Here is a 16,337-nt window from a genome sequence, read left to right as displayed (position 1 = left end):
GCGACCGGTGGGAATCGAACCCACGAATGCCGGAGCCACAATCCGGTGCGTTAACCACTTCGCCACGACCGCCATATGTAAAATGTTTAATTCATAAAAAATAGCGGCGGAGGGAGTCGAACCCACGACCTCACGGGTATGAACCGTACGCTCTCGCCAGCTGAGCTACGCCGCCATATGGCTCCAGCGGCAGGATTCGAACCTGCGACCAATTGGTTAACAGCCAACTGCTCTACCACTGAGCTACGCTGGAATATAATATAGTAAATATTAAGTGAAACACGCTTTGCTTAATATGCTCAGTGCTCGTCGTGTGTCCACTCCTCGTCAAACCTACTCAGAAGATCTTTCATGATGTTTACGGTTCGCTACGCTAAAATTTAAGTTAAATAATTTTGTGTTGAAAACGCACACTCGTCTATCGCGGAAAATTCATTTCGCAATTTTCGACGACGAAATATAATTTATCATGTTCCTTCATGATTGTCAATCCTATCTTGCCAAAGTTTTCGATTAAAATTTTAGCGGATGATATAGGTTGGTCAAAATAAGAATATAACCTACCAAATCAATCATTTAAAGCCTTGCATCTTCATCAATAGCTTAGCTACCTTTATAAAAATTATAACCGCTCCCTATTATAGAAAGCGGTTATTCACAAACATTTCATTAGTGATTGTTTTTAACTTCTTGTGCTACGTTTGATGCATGATCTCCAATTCGCTCTAAGTTACTGATCATATCGACGAACACAATCCCTGCTGTTCCATTACATATGCCTTTATTTAGACGTAAAATGTGGTTTTTCCGATAAACTTTTTCCATATTGTCAATTTCGTTTTCTTTTGCCATTACGGCATCGGCCAGTTCGTCGTCCATTTTTTCGAATGCTTCCAAAGCCTGTGAAACTGTCGAGATAGTCAGATCAAGCATTTCATTTAAGTCTTGCATCGCATCTTCAGTAATAATCACTTTATTTGTCAGTTTATACTCATTTAGCTCAAGGACGTTTTCAAAGTGGTCCCCTATCCGTTCGATATCACGGACAATATTCACGATACTTGAGTGTAACGTACTATCCGCTTCAGTAATCGATGTACTTGAAATTTGTACAAGATAGTTCGTAATCTTCTTATCCAAGTCATTAATCGCATGTTCGAATTGATAAGCCATCTCTGAGTGTTTTCCGCTGTTTGTATTCACGTAGTCTCTTGTCTCTTGCAATCCTTGTACAGCTAATTCGCCCATACGCAACGTCTCTTGTTTCGCTTGGTTAATCGCTACAGAAGGTGATTGCGCAATAAATATCGGATCCAAGTGTTTTGGTTTATAATCAATGACTTGATCCTCACCAGGAACAATTTTCGTTACAAGTACAGCTAATAAAGCGATGAACGGAAACTGAATAATCGTATTCGTAATATTGAACGTACCATGAGCAAATGCGATGGTCATTTTCGGTTCCAATGCCAGCACTTCTTGCATCCAAGAGATTAAGCTTGTAAATGGAGGCAAAAGTATTAAAAAGAGGGTTGCCCCGACTAGGTTAAAAATAACATGCGTTGCGGCCGCTCGTTTAGCTGCTACACTGGCACCAATTGCTGCAATAACTGCTGTAATGGTAGTACCGATGTTGTCACCAAACAATACAGGTAATGCAGCTGCTAACTCAATCGCGCCTTCTGCATGTAACGATTGTAAAATCCCGATCGTTGCAGAAGAACTTTGAACGATGACCGTAAAGATTGTTCCGACTAGTACTCCTAATAATGGAATTTCACTCATCGATACGGTTAATTCTTGAAATGTATCTAATGTTCGAAGCGGTTTCATACCTTCACCCATTAGTTCGAGACCATAAAACAATGCACCGAAACCAAAGAAAACTTGTCCCAAATAATTGATTCGATTGTTTTTAAAGAAGAATAGTAATAATGTACCTACTGCAATAATCGGAAGTGCATACGCAGAGATATCGATACCGATAATGAACGCTGTAACCGTTGTACCGATATTCGCTCCCATGATGACTCCAATTGCCTGTCTCAGTGTCATGAAGCCTGCGTTTACCAAACCAATCGTTAACACAGTTGTTCCTGTACTCGTTTGTATTAATACGGTAACGACTATACCAGCGAGAACTCCCATAAATGGGTTCGTTGTAAAACGATCTAAAATTTCTCTTAGTTTATCGCCGGCTGACTTTTGGAGGCCATCCCCCATATATTTAATTCCGAATAGAAAAATTCCTAATCCACCAATGAATGGGAATATCATTTCTTGAACAGATACATCTCCCATTGATTTCACCTCTGTTTAATTATTAACCCTTTCACATTATGTAGAACAAAGTCGTTTATTGTAAACGGTTAAGGTGAAAAATTTACACAATCTTTACAATCGAGAATAATGGTAAATTATTCTGTAGATCGGTCGACCTCTTTAACTACAATCCTTGTTCCCTCAATTTGCACAATCTCAACCTTTTTATCCATTTCAATCCACTTTCCTTCAGAAACTGCACTGTATTTTTCTTCATTTACTACAATCGTTCCCGTCGGTCGCAAAACCGTTTTTGTAATGCCTCTTTCTCCGAGCAAGCTTTTATATTCGTCATTTAATGAATTGTACCCCGCTTCACTCGTCAGCTGATCATTCAAAGCTATTTTTGACCACATATTCCTTTTCGGAAATATTTTTAATAAAAACAAGCTACTCAAACTACCTAACAAAACACCCGCAGAACTATAAAAAGATGCTACCCAACCTGGTGCAGTGAACCCGATGATAAAAATCATTAACAATAAACCAATAACACCCAATGTACCATCATTGATTAACTTTCCGTCTAGAACCACTAACCCAAGCCCTAATAAGAAAAAGGCCGTAATGGTCAGTAATTGTAAAGAATCCAGATAAAAAGAAAAGTAATAGGCTATAAATCCAAGTCCTAAAATTGCTCCTACACCTTTAATTTTTACAAAAAGCTCACCAAACAAGAAAAACAACCCTAAAAAAGGAATTAAAAACACGAAAAAATTATGATCTAAAAGCATTTCTCTCCCCCGCATTTCTACATGACTAAATATTTTTATTCTTCTCTTTATTTTATATAATAATATTGTAGAAATAAACTAATATTGAAACCAATACGTTTTATCAAGTGTTAATATGGTAAATTGAATCGGTTTTGTGTTATTATCTATATTGGATATTTATTTTTCTAAAGATTAAAGGAGAGTTGTAGCATGCCTGCAATTACACACCGTAAGGATACGAGACCTGTACGTGTAGGAGATGTTGTCATTGGTGGAACAGACGAAGTTATTATTCAATCGATGACGACAACAAAAACACACGATGTTGAAGCTACTGTTGCAGAAATTCACCGGTTAGAAGACGCCGGCTGTCAAATCGTTCGTGTAGCATGTCCAGATGAACGTGCAGCAAATGCACTTCCAGAGATAAAGAAACAAATTAATATACCGCTTGTCGTTGATATACACTTTGATTACCGTCTCGCACTGAAAGCGATTGAAGGCGGCGCGGACAAAATCCGTATTAACCCTGGTAATATTGGTAAAAGAGAACGTGTTGAAGCTGTCGTAAACGCAGCGAAAGAAAAAGGAATTCCAATTCGAATTGGAGTCAACGCGGGATCATTAGAAAGACACTTGCTAGAGAAATATGGATACCCTACAGCAGAAGCAATGGTTGAAAGTGCGCTTGAGCATATTAAAATACTCGAAGATCTAGACTTCTACGACATTGTCGTTTCATTGAAAGCATCTGATGTTAACTTAGCGATTGAAGCATATGAAGAAGCTGCTAAGCAAATTCAGTATCCGCTTCACCTTGGTATCACTGAATCAGGTACATTTTTTGCTGGTTCTGTAAAAAGTGCAGCAGGTCTAGGAGTTATTTTAAACAAAGGGATTGGAAGTACGCTTCGAATTTCTCTAAGTGCTGATCCTGTACAGGAAGTGAAGGTAGCAAAAGAATTGTTGAAATCATTCGGCTTAGCTGCTAACGCTGCAACATTAGTTTCATGCCCTACTTGTGGAAGAATCGAGATCGATTTAATTTCCATTGCGAATGAAGTCGAAGAATATATTCAAAAAATCCACGCACCTATTAAAGTTTCTGTACTTGGTTGTGCCGTAAACGGACCAGGTGAAGCGAAAGAAGCAGATATAGGTATTGCAGGAGCACGCGGCGAAGGTTTACTATTCCGTCACGGAAAAACCGTCCGTAAAGTTCCTGAAGAAACAATGGTTGAAGAATTGAAAAAAGAAATCGATATTCTTGCTGAAGAGCATTATCGAAAACAAGAAGAAGAAAAACAAAAACTAAACACGTAATTTCATACAATGAAAGCCGGTGATGAGTAAATTCGCTCGTTACCGGCTTTTTTTATTGCTCGTTTTTAAAATGTTTAGATGTCTTGTTAAATAATCGGATTAATCATCAGTCTGAAAACAACGGCAAACATAGATAATACAATGGCTGCATTTCCCAAAATCAAACTATTTTTACGGATGGCATAAACTCCCAAAGCTGCTCCTATAATAGCGAAGAAAATCGTCCATATAAATAACGAAATAACCGATACGCTGATTGCTAGCCATCCCCATCCATGCTGTGCACGTACTTTCATATTTGTTCGTTTATCATATTTCCTTACTTCTGAACGACTTGACTCATGCGGATTAATCGCTGGTGCATCTGCCGTAAACTCCGTATCATAATTACTTATCGACTGCTTTTCTTGTTCAGAATTGGCATTTTGCTCATTGACATGACTGGTTGTCTCAAAATCATCCTGATTAGACTGATGTTCCGATCCATTCTTGTGTTGATTATCATCCATAGTTGCATGCCTCCACTTTATTTTCGTAACTGTAGTTTGTGTATAAGGAACTAATTTATGAATGTAAATTATTTTCATCAATATCGGGTGGTTCGCATGTGCCAACATTGTTGGTCATACATATGTATAAAAGGAACTGATTATAGAAAGGTTGATTACATGATTAAGCAACTCGTTCGTATGAAATTGGCACAAACATCACCAAAGGAAATCGTGCAATATAGTCAACGGTATAATATTCCTCTATCCATGAGCCAATCAGAGCAATTACTCGATTTCATTCACACAAAAAAAATCGACCCTTTTTCCGAAAAGGATCGATCGTTGACGTTTTCTTATATAGAAAAAAATATAGGCAGACAAGAAGCCATTAATGCGAAGAAATTATTGGAAAAATTAGCCAAAGAGTATAATCTAGAACATCTGCTATAGGAATATATTTTTATTGATTTTCAATTTTATCTTTTAGTTGTTCATCGAATACACCATTTTTAATCATGTCAATTTCGAACTTATAAGGAGGCTTTCGAGTTTTCTTATCTTCACCGACATACGGTGTTTCCAATATCTTTGGTACTTCACTGAATTCAGGTTGATGAATGACACGGTGTAGTGCTTCGAATCCAATATGACCGAACCCTATATTTTCATGTCGGTCTTTTCTAGCACCCCGCTCATTTTTACTGTCATTGATATGAAGTACCTTCAAACGTTCCAAACCAATAATATCATCAAACTCTTTTAAAACACCGTTTAAATCATTGACGATATCGTAACCTGCATCATGAACGTGGCACGTATCAAAGCAAATAGACAAACGATCATTATGTGTGACGCCATCAATGATGTTGGCGAGTTCTTCAAAGCTACGACCACACTCTGAACCTTTTCCAGCCATTGTTTCCAATGCGATTTGAACGGATTGATCTTTTTCAAGTACCTCGTTCAATCCTTCGATGATTCGCTTGATACCAACATCAACTCCAGCTCCCACATGAGCTCCTGGGTGTAAGACAATTTGTTTAGCACCAAGCGCCTCTGTCCGTTCAATTTCACTACGTAAAAAATTGACGCCTAATTCAAAGGTTTCAGGTTTTGTTGTGTTTGCAATGTTTATAATGTAAGGGGCATGGACAATGATTTCATTGATTCCATGCTCTTTCATATGAGCTTTACCTTGCTCAATATTTAATTCCTCAATTGCTTTTCTTCTTGTGTTTTGTGGAGCTCCTGTATAAATCATAAATGTGTTGGATCCATAAGAAACTGCTTCTTCACTAGATGCCAATAACATTTTCTTTCCGCTCATTGAAACGTGAGAACCTAAAATCATTCCCGTCTCCCCTTCCTCTATTTTCTCTTTTTCCGAAATTGGTCTCTTTTCATTTGTTTTTTAATCCGTTCTTGTTCAGATTTCATTTTCTTTTTATAGCCAGGTTTCACTTTTTTCTTTCTTCTGACTTGCTGCCACGCTTGAGCATCTAGTTCAGATTCTTTTCTCTCACGCTTTTTCCGTTCATTCCACTCTTTGACTTCAACCCATTCACCTTGTTTAATATCCATATTTGTAAATGAAAGGCCGCGTTCTTCCAATTTTCCAATTAAGGCTAAATCTTTTTCTTCATAAAAGCTGACTGCTGTTCCTTCAAGACCTGCTCTTGCCGTACGGCCTACTCGGTGAATATACGAATCCATTTCTTGCGGTAACTGAGCGTTAAAGACATGACTAATTCCAGGAATATCGATCCCTCTTGCAGCCAAGTCAGTCGCCACAATATATTGAAAACGTAACGACTTCAACTCTTGAAGCATACGTTTACGCTCTCGCGGCTTTAGCCCACCGTGTATTAAACCAACTTCAAAGCCTTTCGATATCAATTCATTCGCCAACTCATCCGCATCTTCTTTCTTATTGACGAATACTAATGCGATATATGGATTAATCAACTCTGAAGCCTTGATTAATAAGTCTGCACGATTCCGGTGCCGCAACGGAACCAAACGGTGCTCCAGTTTCTCTGGACCAAACGAACCGTGGTCTACTTCAATATGAAGTGGATGATTTAAATAACGTTTTAATAATGGCTGCAAACCTTTTGGAATGGTTGCTGAAAAAATCATAGTCTGAATATCTTCTTTTAGTCGATACAAAATTTGGTCTACTTCATTGATTAAACCTAAATCAATCGTCAAATCAGCTTCATCTAGAACGACTGTATTCACAGACGCGGTTTTAATTGCCTGTTCCTTCATAAAATCAAGGATTCTTCCAGGCGTACCAACAATTAAATGTGGCTGGTTTTTCATTTTTTGTAATTCGCGGCTTTTATCTGTGCCACCAATGACCAACCGAGCATTCCATTCAACCTGATCATCTGCGAGATGAATTATTTTTTTGACTTCATCAAAAATCTGAATCGCCAACTCACGTGTCGGTGCGATTACAATTTTTTGTACAGATGAATCTGTTGTGTCGATTTGTTCGAATAACGGGATTAAATAAGCATGTGTTTTCCCAGAACCTGTCTGAGATTGTCCAATAATACTCCGTTTACTGAACGACTGAGGGATCACCTCATGTTGGATCTCAGTTGGCTTTTTAAAGCCTAATTGGTGAATAATTTGAAGCATATTCTCGCTTAGTGCATAATCATTAAACATTTTAGTCATAAGACGAATTCTCCTTTAAAACTGCCATCTTTTATTATAAATCACAATAGAATGAATTGCCAACGACTTAACACTTTGTAAAAGTTACTCATAGGCCTTATAATAGGTTTAGAGAGATATTATTGCGATTTGAGGAGGAACCAATCAATGGAAGTCATCAAAATAGCCCCTAGAGGTTATTGTTATGGTGTGGTTGACGCAATGGTCATCGCAAGTAATGCCGCAAAGGATCCAAACCTACCTCGGCCAATTTACATTCTTGGGATGATTGTTCATAACAGCCACGTCACTAACGCTTTCAAGGATGAAGGAATTATTACGTTAGATCAACGTGGAAAGTCACGTTTAGAATTATTAAAAGACATCAATGAAGGAACAGTTGTTTTCACTGCTCACGGTGTATCACCAGAAGTGAAGAAAGTCGCTGAAGATAAAGGTTTGACTGTTCTTGATGCAACGTGTCCAGATGTAACTCGAACCCATGATTTAATTCGTGACAAAGTAGCTGAAGGATATGAAATTGTATATATAGGTAAAAAAGGTCACCCAGAGCCTGAAGGTGCTGTTGGCGTCGCACCAGATCATGTTCATTTAATTCAAACGGAAGATGATGTCGATAACCTAACCATCGATCCTAGTTCGAAAATTGTCGTCACCAACCAAACGACAATGAGTCAGTGGGATGTACATGACATTATGCTTCTCGTACAAGAAAAATATCCACAAACAGAATTGGTTCAAGAAATTTGTATGGCTACGCAAGTTCGTCAAGAGGCAGTTGCTGAACAAGCAAAAGATGCCGACTTAACACTAGTCGTTGGCGACCCAATGAGTAACAACTCCAATCGGTTGGCACAAGTATCAAAAGAACTTGCCAATACAGAAGCATATCGAATTGCTGATGTTTCAGAAATCAAATTAGAATGGCTTGAAGGCTGCGAAAAAGTTGCCGTTACAGCTGGTGCTTCAACACCTACTCCGATTGCCAAAGAGGTCATCAAATTCATCGAGAATTATGATGAAAACGATGAATCGACTTGGTCAAGAGAAAGCCTTGTAACGAGCACAAAGATTCTTCCAAAAGTGAAGCCTAATAAAAAGCCAGCCAAAAAGAATCGTGCAACAATCAAAAAATAAAGTTCCTCACGTGAACGACTTTAATTAATTTAAAGCTGTTTCTATAAGCCTCTCAGCTAGGCTTATAGAAACAGTTTTTTACTTTCATTCGTGAAAAAGTCTCCATCATTCAATAGCTTGTCTCACCTTAAGATATCTCTCCCCCACTCTTCAATCAAATAAACAACCAGATCAATTACGATCACTCACCTTGTGCTTTTTCCTCAAATTTGTTTACCAATATATAGAATGTACTAAACAGGGATGAATGCGATATGAATTCAAATAGTGTAGTATAAAATACACAGGCGGTATATGATGAGCTTTTATCAATCAAACAAGTATGAGATTGAATCACTTCATCTACTTTTTCAAATAATAGGGAAAAGTAAACTTGATATGCTGCACAAGAACCACAATGGAAGCATGTTTATCTGAGTATTACTCCATGCGGATTCTCTACTAGTCTACTAAATTACCTTAAGAAGTAAGTTATTTCAGTATGAAATGACTGAGTACTTGTTTGTCTAGAAATTTTTGACTCAGTCCTGTATTATCAACCTATAAAGTTTTTGTTTGAATCAGTTAATATTTATAAATGACTTATCAAAAAATTACACATCGGAGGTTTGTATGAAGAAAAATACGTTATTATTCATTGCAACAAGTCTTATTTTTATACTGTTAACTGCTTGCAACTCTTCTAAAGATGAAACGAGCGAAGAAACAGTTAATCCTGACGATCCAATTGTGTTAGGTTCATTTGTTGATACAGAAGGTGGAATCTTAGGCAATATGGTTCTTTTAATCCTTGAAGAAAATGGTTACAACATAACAGATAAGGTGCAGTTTGGAACTCCTGATGTGCATAGGAACGCACTTTTACAGGATGAATTAGATATCGGAATCGACTATACAGGAAACGGACAATATTATGCTGAAAATGTCGATGAAGAAGTATGGAGAGACGCATCAGAAGGCTATGAGACCATAAAGAAATATGACGAAGAAAACAATGAATTAATATGGTTGGCTCCTGCTGATGCGAATAACACAGAAATGTTAGCCGTGAAAAAAGAGTTTGCAGAAAAAAATGGCTTAGAAACTTTGGATGATTTTGCAGACTATGTCAATGATGGCGGCGAAGTGACTTTAATTACGAGTCAGCTTTTCGCTGAGAAAGAACTCGGATTGCTCGGTATGGAAGAAGAATACGGTTTCAACTTAGATTCAGATCAAATCATCATGCTTCCACACGGGAACACAGCTGAGATGATCAGTGCACTTGTTCAAGGAACAGATGATGTGAATGTATCACTTGTATATGGTACAGATGGATCGCTCCCTGACTTAAACTTAGTTGTTTTAGAAGACCCACTTTCTATTCCGCCTGTATTTGAACCGTCTGTCGTTGTCAGAGCAGAAGTATTAGAAAAATATCCTGACATTCAAAAAATCGTTGAAGATGTATTTGCGACAATTAATTTAGAGAACTTACAACATATGAATAAAGACGTTATCGTAGACGGACTATCACCAAAAGATGTCGCTAGAGACTACTTAACAGAAGAAGGATTTTTAGACTAAATACAGTCAAAAGGTGTTGGATGAATGATTACAGTTAAAGATAAAACATTGCTGCTGCTATCCTCTATAGGAGCAGCAGCATTTGTTTTTTTGAATCTCATAAAACATAAACCAAATCGAATTTTACCTGGAGAACCGTATTCAAGCTTCGATATTTTCGGAAATATAGGTATAACACTCTTTCTTGTATGGGGTGTATTCATAGTTATCTCTTTTGTTGAACTAAAGCATAAAAACCAAATCATCTTTATATTAACAACAGGTTTATTGATCTCTTTATTTTGGTTATTACTTTCCAATGTTGAAGCGTTGATTGATGGGGAATCTTCCGCGCGTATAAGTTTCTCGGCAGGTTTTTATGTGCAAATATTTTGTATCTATATGCTTTATTCAACTTATACGGAACGGATTAAAGATCATACATATATTAAATGGATTGGATTATTGAGTATTGTGGGTGTTTTCTATTACTTTACGAATACGGATGCATTCTCACACCTTTCATTAGTAAAAGAATATGCAATTAAAAAAGAGCAATTTTATGATCACCTAAGAATTCATGCACTTCTTACATTTGCTTCGGTCATTACTGGTGCAATTATTGCGATTCCTCTAGGAATTTTAGCGTATTCTAGAAAAAAATTAGAAGATAAAATTATGGTTCCATTGAGTATTATCGAGACGATTCCAACGTTTGCTCTTTTCGGTGTGTTGCTAGTTCCACTCGCAGGGTTAGGAAATCTGCCTTTTTTTGAACAAATAGGAGTAAGTGGCATAGGATGGGCCCCTGCTTATGTTGCTCTAACACTATACACTTTGCTTCCTATTGGTAGAAATACGTTAACCGGCTTTCATTCTGTTGATCGAAACGTTATTGAAGCCGCAGCGGGTATGGGAATGAGCAACAGACAAATTTTACAAAAGATTGAGCTCCCATTAGCGTTTCCGGTCATTTTCACAGGTATACGCATAGCTTTTATACAAACAATTGGAGGAGCTGTGCTCGCTGGACTAGTCGGCGGCGGTGGATTGGGAACATTTGTATTTCTCGGTCTTGGTGAAGCTTCACCTGACTTGATTTTGTTAGGAGTGCTTCCAATCGTATTTTTCACCATCCTGCTGGACTATATTTTACGAACCATCGAAAAGATAATCGGGGGTATGATCTATGATTAACATCGAACATGTAACAAAAAAATATGGTGATTTTATTGCCGTGAATGACCTCTCACTAACCGTCGAATCCTCTGAATTCTTAGTCATACTCGGACCGTCCGGTTGCGGAAAATCAACTCTATTAAGGCTGATCAATAAAATGATCGAAAGAAATGATGGAGTTGTCATGATCAATGGTGAAAATATCGATGACTTAAAAGGTGTGGAATTAAGAAAAACGATTGGATACGTTATTCAAAATATTGGATTGTTTCCGCATATGAACGTCCATAAAAACATTGCAACAGTGCCCCGTTTGTTGAAGTGGAAAGAAGATACAATTGACCAACGAGTCGCTGACATGCTTACTTTAGTCGGCTTGGAGCCTTCGACTTATAAAGATAAAAAGCCTGCACAATTATCAGGCGGAGAGGCCCAACGTATTGGAGTTGCACGAGCGATGGCATCAGACCCTGCTATTCTTCTAATGGACGAACCATTTGGAGCGGTAGATCCGATCAATCGGTTAAGATTACAAAAAGAATTTAGAAAGATTCAACGAAAACTTAAAAAAACCGTTGTCTTTGTTACTCATGATACAGATGAGGCACTGCTTCTTGCAGACCGTATTTGTATCATGAATAAAGGAGAAATTGTTCAAGTTGATTCACCAGAAAACATCGTTCTTCACCCTAAAAATGATTTCGTAAAAGACTTCTTTAAAGAAGAAGGCATTTTGACCATTTTGTCACGAAAACCTGCAGTGGATTATGCAGAACCGATCGAGGTAGATGAAAATCCACTACATAAAGATGCGACGATGAGAGATGTACTATTAAAAATGTTAACGACTGGACAAGATCGTGTATCTCTTAGTAACGGCAGTATTTCTTGGGATGCTTTATTACAAATCGCTGGAAGTGATGTTCATGAAAGTGAATAAAAAAGGCCTTATTGTTGCAGCGTTTCTCACGATAGTCTTAGCCGTTATAGTGATTTACTCGAAGGGATTTGAACAGGTTCTCTACAGATTTTTCAGCTCGAAAAACGAAGAAGGATCCCGAACACTACTAGCTGTTTATTTTTTTGAACATCTGTGGATGGTTTTATTATCAAGCTTGATTGCAATTGTACTTGGAACGTCGATCGGTATTTTTATTACGACTAGTTACGGCCGTGAATTTAAGGAACTCTTATTAAAAACAGTCAACTTAGGTCAGGCCTTTCCATCCCCTGCTCTACTCGCTCTTGCAGTTCCTATTTTAGGCTATGGAATTAAAGGTGCACTTATCGCACTTGTCATTTATATATTAATGCCGATTGTGTACAACGTTGTCATTGGGATTGAAGAAGTACCGAAAGATATCGTGGATGCCGCAAAAGGTATGGGGATGTCTGAGGTAGAAGTCTATAGAAAAGTAAAGATTCCATTAGCTCTAAATGTCATTTTAGGTGGAATCCGTACAGCTCTTGTAATAAACATTAGCGCGACAACGTTAGCAGCTACTGTTGGGGCTGGTGGTCTAGGTGTATTAGTCGTGAACGGAGTAAAAACTTTCGATATGGTCTTAATTTTGGAAGGAGTTATTCCAGTAACGTTACTTGCAATTATTGTAGAACTGTTATTAAAAACGCTGCAACAAAGGCTAATTTGGAATGCATAAGTACTATTAGATTGGTGGAAAAAGAGGAATTAAAAAATCTCTCAGTCAAAGACTTTACAAGTTCATATAATTTCAAAATGACGTGGAGCTCATCGACTAAGATCGCCTCCACGTCTTTTATAATTTGGATTGGTATCTTCACTTATAGGCATTCCAACAACATATGATGACTTTTATAAGTTCGGGCTTTCAGAAACGGCTTTTTGTGTGTCAATTGCTGGATCAACCGTTATGTCATAATATACATTTGACACTTTTGGAACTTCATTACTTATTCGTCGAGCTATTCGATCTAAAACACCATCAGGTATTTTCGCTCGCATCATTCTTGTTGAATTTATTTTTTCGATCATTTTAACCAATATAGGGTATGACCATTTTTCGCCCTTAAAATCCCACTCAGGGTGTAACAAAACTGTATAAAACTGTTCCAATTGGTTTTCTAAACCTGCTTGGAAAACTTCAAACTTTAAAATGGCTTCACTTTCACGTAAAACTTGGATGCGTTCTTCATTAACCTTACCTTTTATTTTACCTGCCAATCCAGTGAATGAAAGCGACTGCTTGTCCAGAATATTATCTGGAACCCTAAGGATTCTCCCGAGCTCTTCAACTTCTTGTCTGTGTAACGATTGGAGTGGCTTAAGCATGCTTAACCCTAGCATACTTGATTGATGGAATGGATTGTTTTTTTCATCTTTATCACTATATAGTATGCTCGAAGCATACCACTTGATCGTCTTCATCTGACTAACCTCTCGTTGAACGATGTTAATCAACTGATTTTGAACGGCGAGTTCTTTTTCCTCGTTTATCTCAACTTCTTTTAAATTTTCAAAGAAAGAATCCTTTTCATCTAACGTAATAATATTCATATCAAATCTTTCTGCTAATACATTAGTTGTTTCTTCAGGTTCATTCTTTCGCAACAATCCATTATCAATGAATAGAACAACCAATTGGTCTGCAATGGCTTTATGAAGAAGTGCGGCTAAAACGATTGATTTGACGTCTCCGTTGACGGGAAGGATGACCTCTTCTTTTCTTATCGTTTCTAGAATTTCAGCTACACTTTCATCCATAAAATTTTTCATCGTCCATTGACCGGTGCATTGACATATATCATATAAAAAATTTCGTAAAAGATCATCGCCATTTTTAGTCGCTTCCATTTCGGGATGGAATTGAATTCCATAAATATGCTCTTTCTCCGAGCTAATTGCAGCGATTGGACAACCTGGCGAATGGGCAAGAACCGAAAAACCTGCTGGTGCTTTTTTCACGCGGTCGCCATGACTCATATGAACCGTGTTATAGGCAGGTAAGCCATTAAATAATTTGCTTCGGGAATCTACCTCGATTTCGACAATACCAAACTCATTTTGTTTTGTATCATCAACCATTCCACCGTAAAACTGTGTGATTACCTGCAGGCCATAACATACCCCCAACATAGGTACATTCAGATCAAATATTTTCGGATCTGGTTTTGGTGAACGGTTCGTGTAAACACTATCAGGGCTTGCACCAAAAATAATACCATTTGGTCTCATATTCTTTACTTCTTCTGCAGTGATTGTCGGCGAAACGAGTTCAGAATAAACATTTAACTCTCTGATTTTCCTTGTCATTACTTTGTTCAATGAACTTCCAAAATCAATAATAATAATTTTTTCGTTACTCGCTCTCATTCCATACACCTCATCTCTACGTACATATAGATAGAAGTACCCGTTCTGCACATCAAATTAACTGAAAGGATTTAGGATTGATCAGATTAGTCCTATGAATGGTTTTCATCATAGTTCCTTTCAAGGTTACCGGTAATTTGGTTTACCAATAGCCAATTACCCCTATCACAAAATTATCGAAGAAATGTTTCAAAGTTATTCAGTTGAGTTCACTTAATATATATTTCATTTTCATTATACTAATAGCCTGTGATAGAATTAATTAACGTTCAATACTTAGGTTAGAAAGGATTGATTAAGTCTTGAATAATAATGTTGCTGTAATTACAGGTGCAGGAAGCGGCTTAGGTGCATCCTTAGCAAGAAAATATTCGAACGATGGATTTCATGTTTGTTTACTAGGAAGAACTGAAGATAAGTTGGAAAATACTGCGAAGACATTACCGAATGAAAGTTATTCAATTTTCTCTGTAGATGTTTCGTCTAAAAAAGAGGTAGCGAATGTCTTCGCTAATATAAAAGAGAACCTTGGTTCCGTAAATGTTCTTGTTAACAATGCGGGCGTTGGTGTTTTTGATTTAGCTGAAAATATAACTGAAGATGCTATCCACCAAATGATCGACACTAACTTAAAAGGGACGATTTTCTGTACACAAGAAGTACTCGCTGACATGAAAGAAAATAATAACGGCAGTATTTTAAATATCGTCTCTACAGCTGGATTAGAAGGAAAAGAGACCGAGGCAGTTTACTGTGCAAGTAAATTTGGTATGCGCGGATTTCATGAAAGTCTACTCGTTGAACTAAAAGATACAAACATTCACGTATTCGGCGCTTATATGGGCGGAATGGCTACAGAATTCTGGGACGGTATCTTAGATGAGTCTGTGACTTCAGGTCTAATGGATCCTGAAGATATTGCAGACATCATCTACCATAACGCTGCTCTCAGAAAAAATTTGAATGTAGAGCAAGTTGTTATAAAAAATCATTAAATGGTATTGGTAAAAAGAGCTAAATCAACTAAGATTTAGCTCTTTTTATACTGGACTACGAATCACCCTGTTTTTATACAACACACAAGTGTAACTAATGTGATATTCAACAAACGGGTCATTAAATGGAGTAAGGCTTATTGAACTAACGGGTCAGTCGAGTTTAATAAGGTCTAATTTGGGGGATTTAGGTTGAAATCAAGGAGTGTGTGGTCAATAACTTTCATAGTATTAGGGTTACTTTTCTTTGCATTAAATTGGATTTTAAAGGGTTATTCTGAACTTATTGTTTTTATAGGAGCTATTTTCATATTGTTGGGGGCTATATTTAGTTTTATTGCCATTTTTAAAAACGAAATAGGTAGAATGAAATTTATATCACTTGTTTCCTTCTTTATTATCTTGTTTTTAATAACTTGGTTTGAACCATCTCAATTTCTTCGTATAGTAACTTGGCTTAAAAATATTGTTTAACTATAGGGGGCTATAGTTTAGGAGGACTTTCAGCAATCGTGTATAGTGCAAAATAAAAGTAGAGAGAATTGCAAAGAAAATCTTAGAACTATGCAATTATCATAAGGCAAAGAAA

The 16,337-nt window shown here is 37.3% G+C and carries 15 protein-coding genes and 3 tRNA genes; 9 read left to right on the top strand and 9 right to left on the bottom strand.

The features are described 5' to 3' along the window. The 5 genes from FPQ10_RS00090 to FPQ10_RS00070 form a co-directional block, all read right to left on the bottom strand. A tRNA-His gene (locus FPQ10_RS00090) sits at positions 1 to 72 on the bottom strand. Positions 73 to 101: 29 nt separating this feature from the next. Beyond that, positions 102 to 175, bottom strand: a tRNA-Met gene (locus tag FPQ10_RS00085). A gap of 3 nt (positions 176 to 178) precedes the next feature. Then, positions 179 to 253 (bottom strand) — tRNA-Asn (locus FPQ10_RS00080). 416 nt (positions 254 to 669) lie between these two features. Continuing rightward, positions 670 to 2,301, bottom strand: coding sequence for a Na/Pi cotransporter family protein (locus tag FPQ10_RS00075; protein WP_144158372.1), 1,632 nt, complete (start codon positions 2,299 to 2,301; stop codon positions 670 to 672). A 116-nt stretch (positions 2,302 to 2,417) separates the two neighbouring features. After that, positions 2,418 to 3,056, bottom strand: coding sequence for an NfeD family protein (locus FPQ10_RS00070; RefSeq protein ID WP_144158369.1), 639 nt, complete (start codon positions 3,054 to 3,056; stop codon positions 2,418 to 2,420). A 192-nt stretch (positions 3,057 to 3,248) separates the two neighbouring features. On the opposite strand from FPQ10_RS00070, the gene ispG reads away from it, so the two are divergent. Continuing rightward, complete coding sequence (gene ispG, locus FPQ10_RS00065) at positions 3,249 to 4,361, top strand: flavodoxin-dependent (E)-4-hydroxy-3-methylbut-2-enyl-diphosphate synthase (RefSeq protein ID WP_144087470.1); 1,113 nt, start codon at positions 3,249 to 3,251, stop codon at positions 4,359 to 4,361. Positions 4,362 to 4,447: 86 nt separating this feature from the next. Here ispG and FPQ10_RS00060 read toward each other — a convergent pair whose 3' ends face one another. Next, positions 4,448 to 4,870: a hypothetical protein gene (locus FPQ10_RS00060; protein ID WP_144158366.1), complete on the bottom strand. Its 423-nt coding sequence runs from the start codon at positions 4,868 to 4,870 to the stop codon at positions 4,448 to 4,450. Positions 4,871 to 5,029: 159 nt separating this feature from the next. Here FPQ10_RS00060 and FPQ10_RS00055 point away from each other — a divergent pair, with 159 nt between their 5' ends. Next, positions 5,030 to 5,302: a DUF2624 family protein gene (locus FPQ10_RS00055; protein ID WP_186278476.1), complete on the top strand. Its 273-nt coding sequence runs from the start codon at positions 5,030 to 5,032 to the stop codon at positions 5,300 to 5,302. Positions 5,303 to 5,312: 10 nt separating this feature from the next. Here FPQ10_RS00055 and FPQ10_RS00050 read toward each other — a convergent pair whose 3' ends face one another. Continuing rightward, complete coding sequence (locus FPQ10_RS00050; protein ID WP_144158360.1) at positions 5,313 to 6,203, bottom strand: deoxyribonuclease IV; 891 nt, start codon at positions 6,201 to 6,203, stop codon at positions 5,313 to 5,315. Between the two features lie 17 nt (positions 6,204 to 6,220). Then, positions 6,221 to 7,540: a DEAD/DEAH box helicase gene (locus tag FPQ10_RS00045; RefSeq protein ID WP_144158357.1), complete on the bottom strand. Its 1,320-nt coding sequence runs from the start codon at positions 7,538 to 7,540 to the stop codon at positions 6,221 to 6,223. 147 nt (positions 7,541 to 7,687) lie between these two features. Here FPQ10_RS00045 and FPQ10_RS00040 point away from each other — a divergent pair, with 147 nt between their 5' ends. From FPQ10_RS00040 to FPQ10_RS00020, 5 genes are all read left to right on the top strand, one after another. After that, on the top strand, positions 7,688 to 8,677 hold the full coding sequence (locus tag FPQ10_RS00040; RefSeq protein ID WP_144158354.1) for a 4-hydroxy-3-methylbut-2-enyl diphosphate reductase: 990 nt from the start codon (positions 7,688 to 7,690) through the stop codon (positions 8,675 to 8,677). A 612-nt stretch (positions 8,678 to 9,289) separates the two neighbouring features. Beyond that, complete coding sequence (locus FPQ10_RS00035; protein ID WP_144158351.1) at positions 9,290 to 10,243, top strand: glycine betaine ABC transporter substrate-binding protein; 954 nt, start codon at positions 9,290 to 9,292, stop codon at positions 10,241 to 10,243. Between the two features lie 24 nt (positions 10,244 to 10,267). Further along, entirely contained in the window at positions 10,268 to 11,419 is a 1,152-nt protein-coding gene (locus FPQ10_RS00030) for an ABC transporter permease (RefSeq protein ID WP_144158348.1), read from the top strand. After that, on the top strand, positions 11,412 to 12,341 hold the full coding sequence (locus FPQ10_RS00025) for an ABC transporter ATP-binding protein (RefSeq protein ID WP_144158344.1): 930 nt from the start codon (positions 11,412 to 11,414) through the stop codon (positions 12,339 to 12,341). The genes FPQ10_RS00030 and FPQ10_RS00025 overlap by 8 nt, the downstream gene beginning before the upstream one ends. Continuing rightward, positions 12,328 to 13,062 carry an ABC transporter permease gene (locus tag FPQ10_RS00020; RefSeq protein WP_186278475.1) on the top strand — a complete coding sequence of 245 codons (735 nt, stop codon included), beginning with the start codon at positions 12,328 to 12,330 and terminating at the stop codon, positions 13,060 to 13,062. The genes FPQ10_RS00025 and FPQ10_RS00020 overlap by 14 nt, the downstream gene beginning before the upstream one ends. 173 nt (positions 13,063 to 13,235) lie before the next feature. Here FPQ10_RS00020 and guaA read toward each other — a convergent pair whose 3' ends face one another. After that, positions 13,236 to 14,753 (bottom strand): glutamine-hydrolyzing GMP synthase, encoded by a 1,518-nt coding sequence (guaA, locus tag FPQ10_RS00015; protein ID WP_144158338.1) that lies wholly within the window; start codon positions 14,751 to 14,753, stop codon positions 13,236 to 13,238. A gap of 302 nt (positions 14,754 to 15,055) precedes the next feature. Between guaA and FPQ10_RS00010 the strand changes: the two genes are divergently transcribed. Both FPQ10_RS00010 and FPQ10_RS00005 read left to right on the top strand, forming a co-directional pair. Beyond that, positions 15,056 to 15,748, top strand: coding sequence for an SDR family oxidoreductase (locus FPQ10_RS00010; protein WP_144158335.1), 693 nt, complete (start codon positions 15,056 to 15,058; stop codon positions 15,746 to 15,748). Between the two features lie 192 nt (positions 15,749 to 15,940). Continuing rightward, on the top strand, positions 15,941 to 16,222 hold the full coding sequence (locus FPQ10_RS00005; RefSeq protein ID WP_144158332.1) for a hypothetical protein: 282 nt from the start codon (positions 15,941 to 15,943) through the stop codon (positions 16,220 to 16,222). Positions 16,223 to 16,337: the final 115 nt, after the last annotated feature.

It is taken from the genome of Allobacillus sp. SKP2-8, from assembly GCF_007559355.1.
Lineage (GTDB): Bacteria > Bacillota > Bacilli > Bacillales > Alkalibacillaceae > Allobacillus > Allobacillus halotolerans.
Note: the sequence above shows the minus strand (reverse complement) of the source record. Positions and strands in the feature narration are given on the sequence as shown.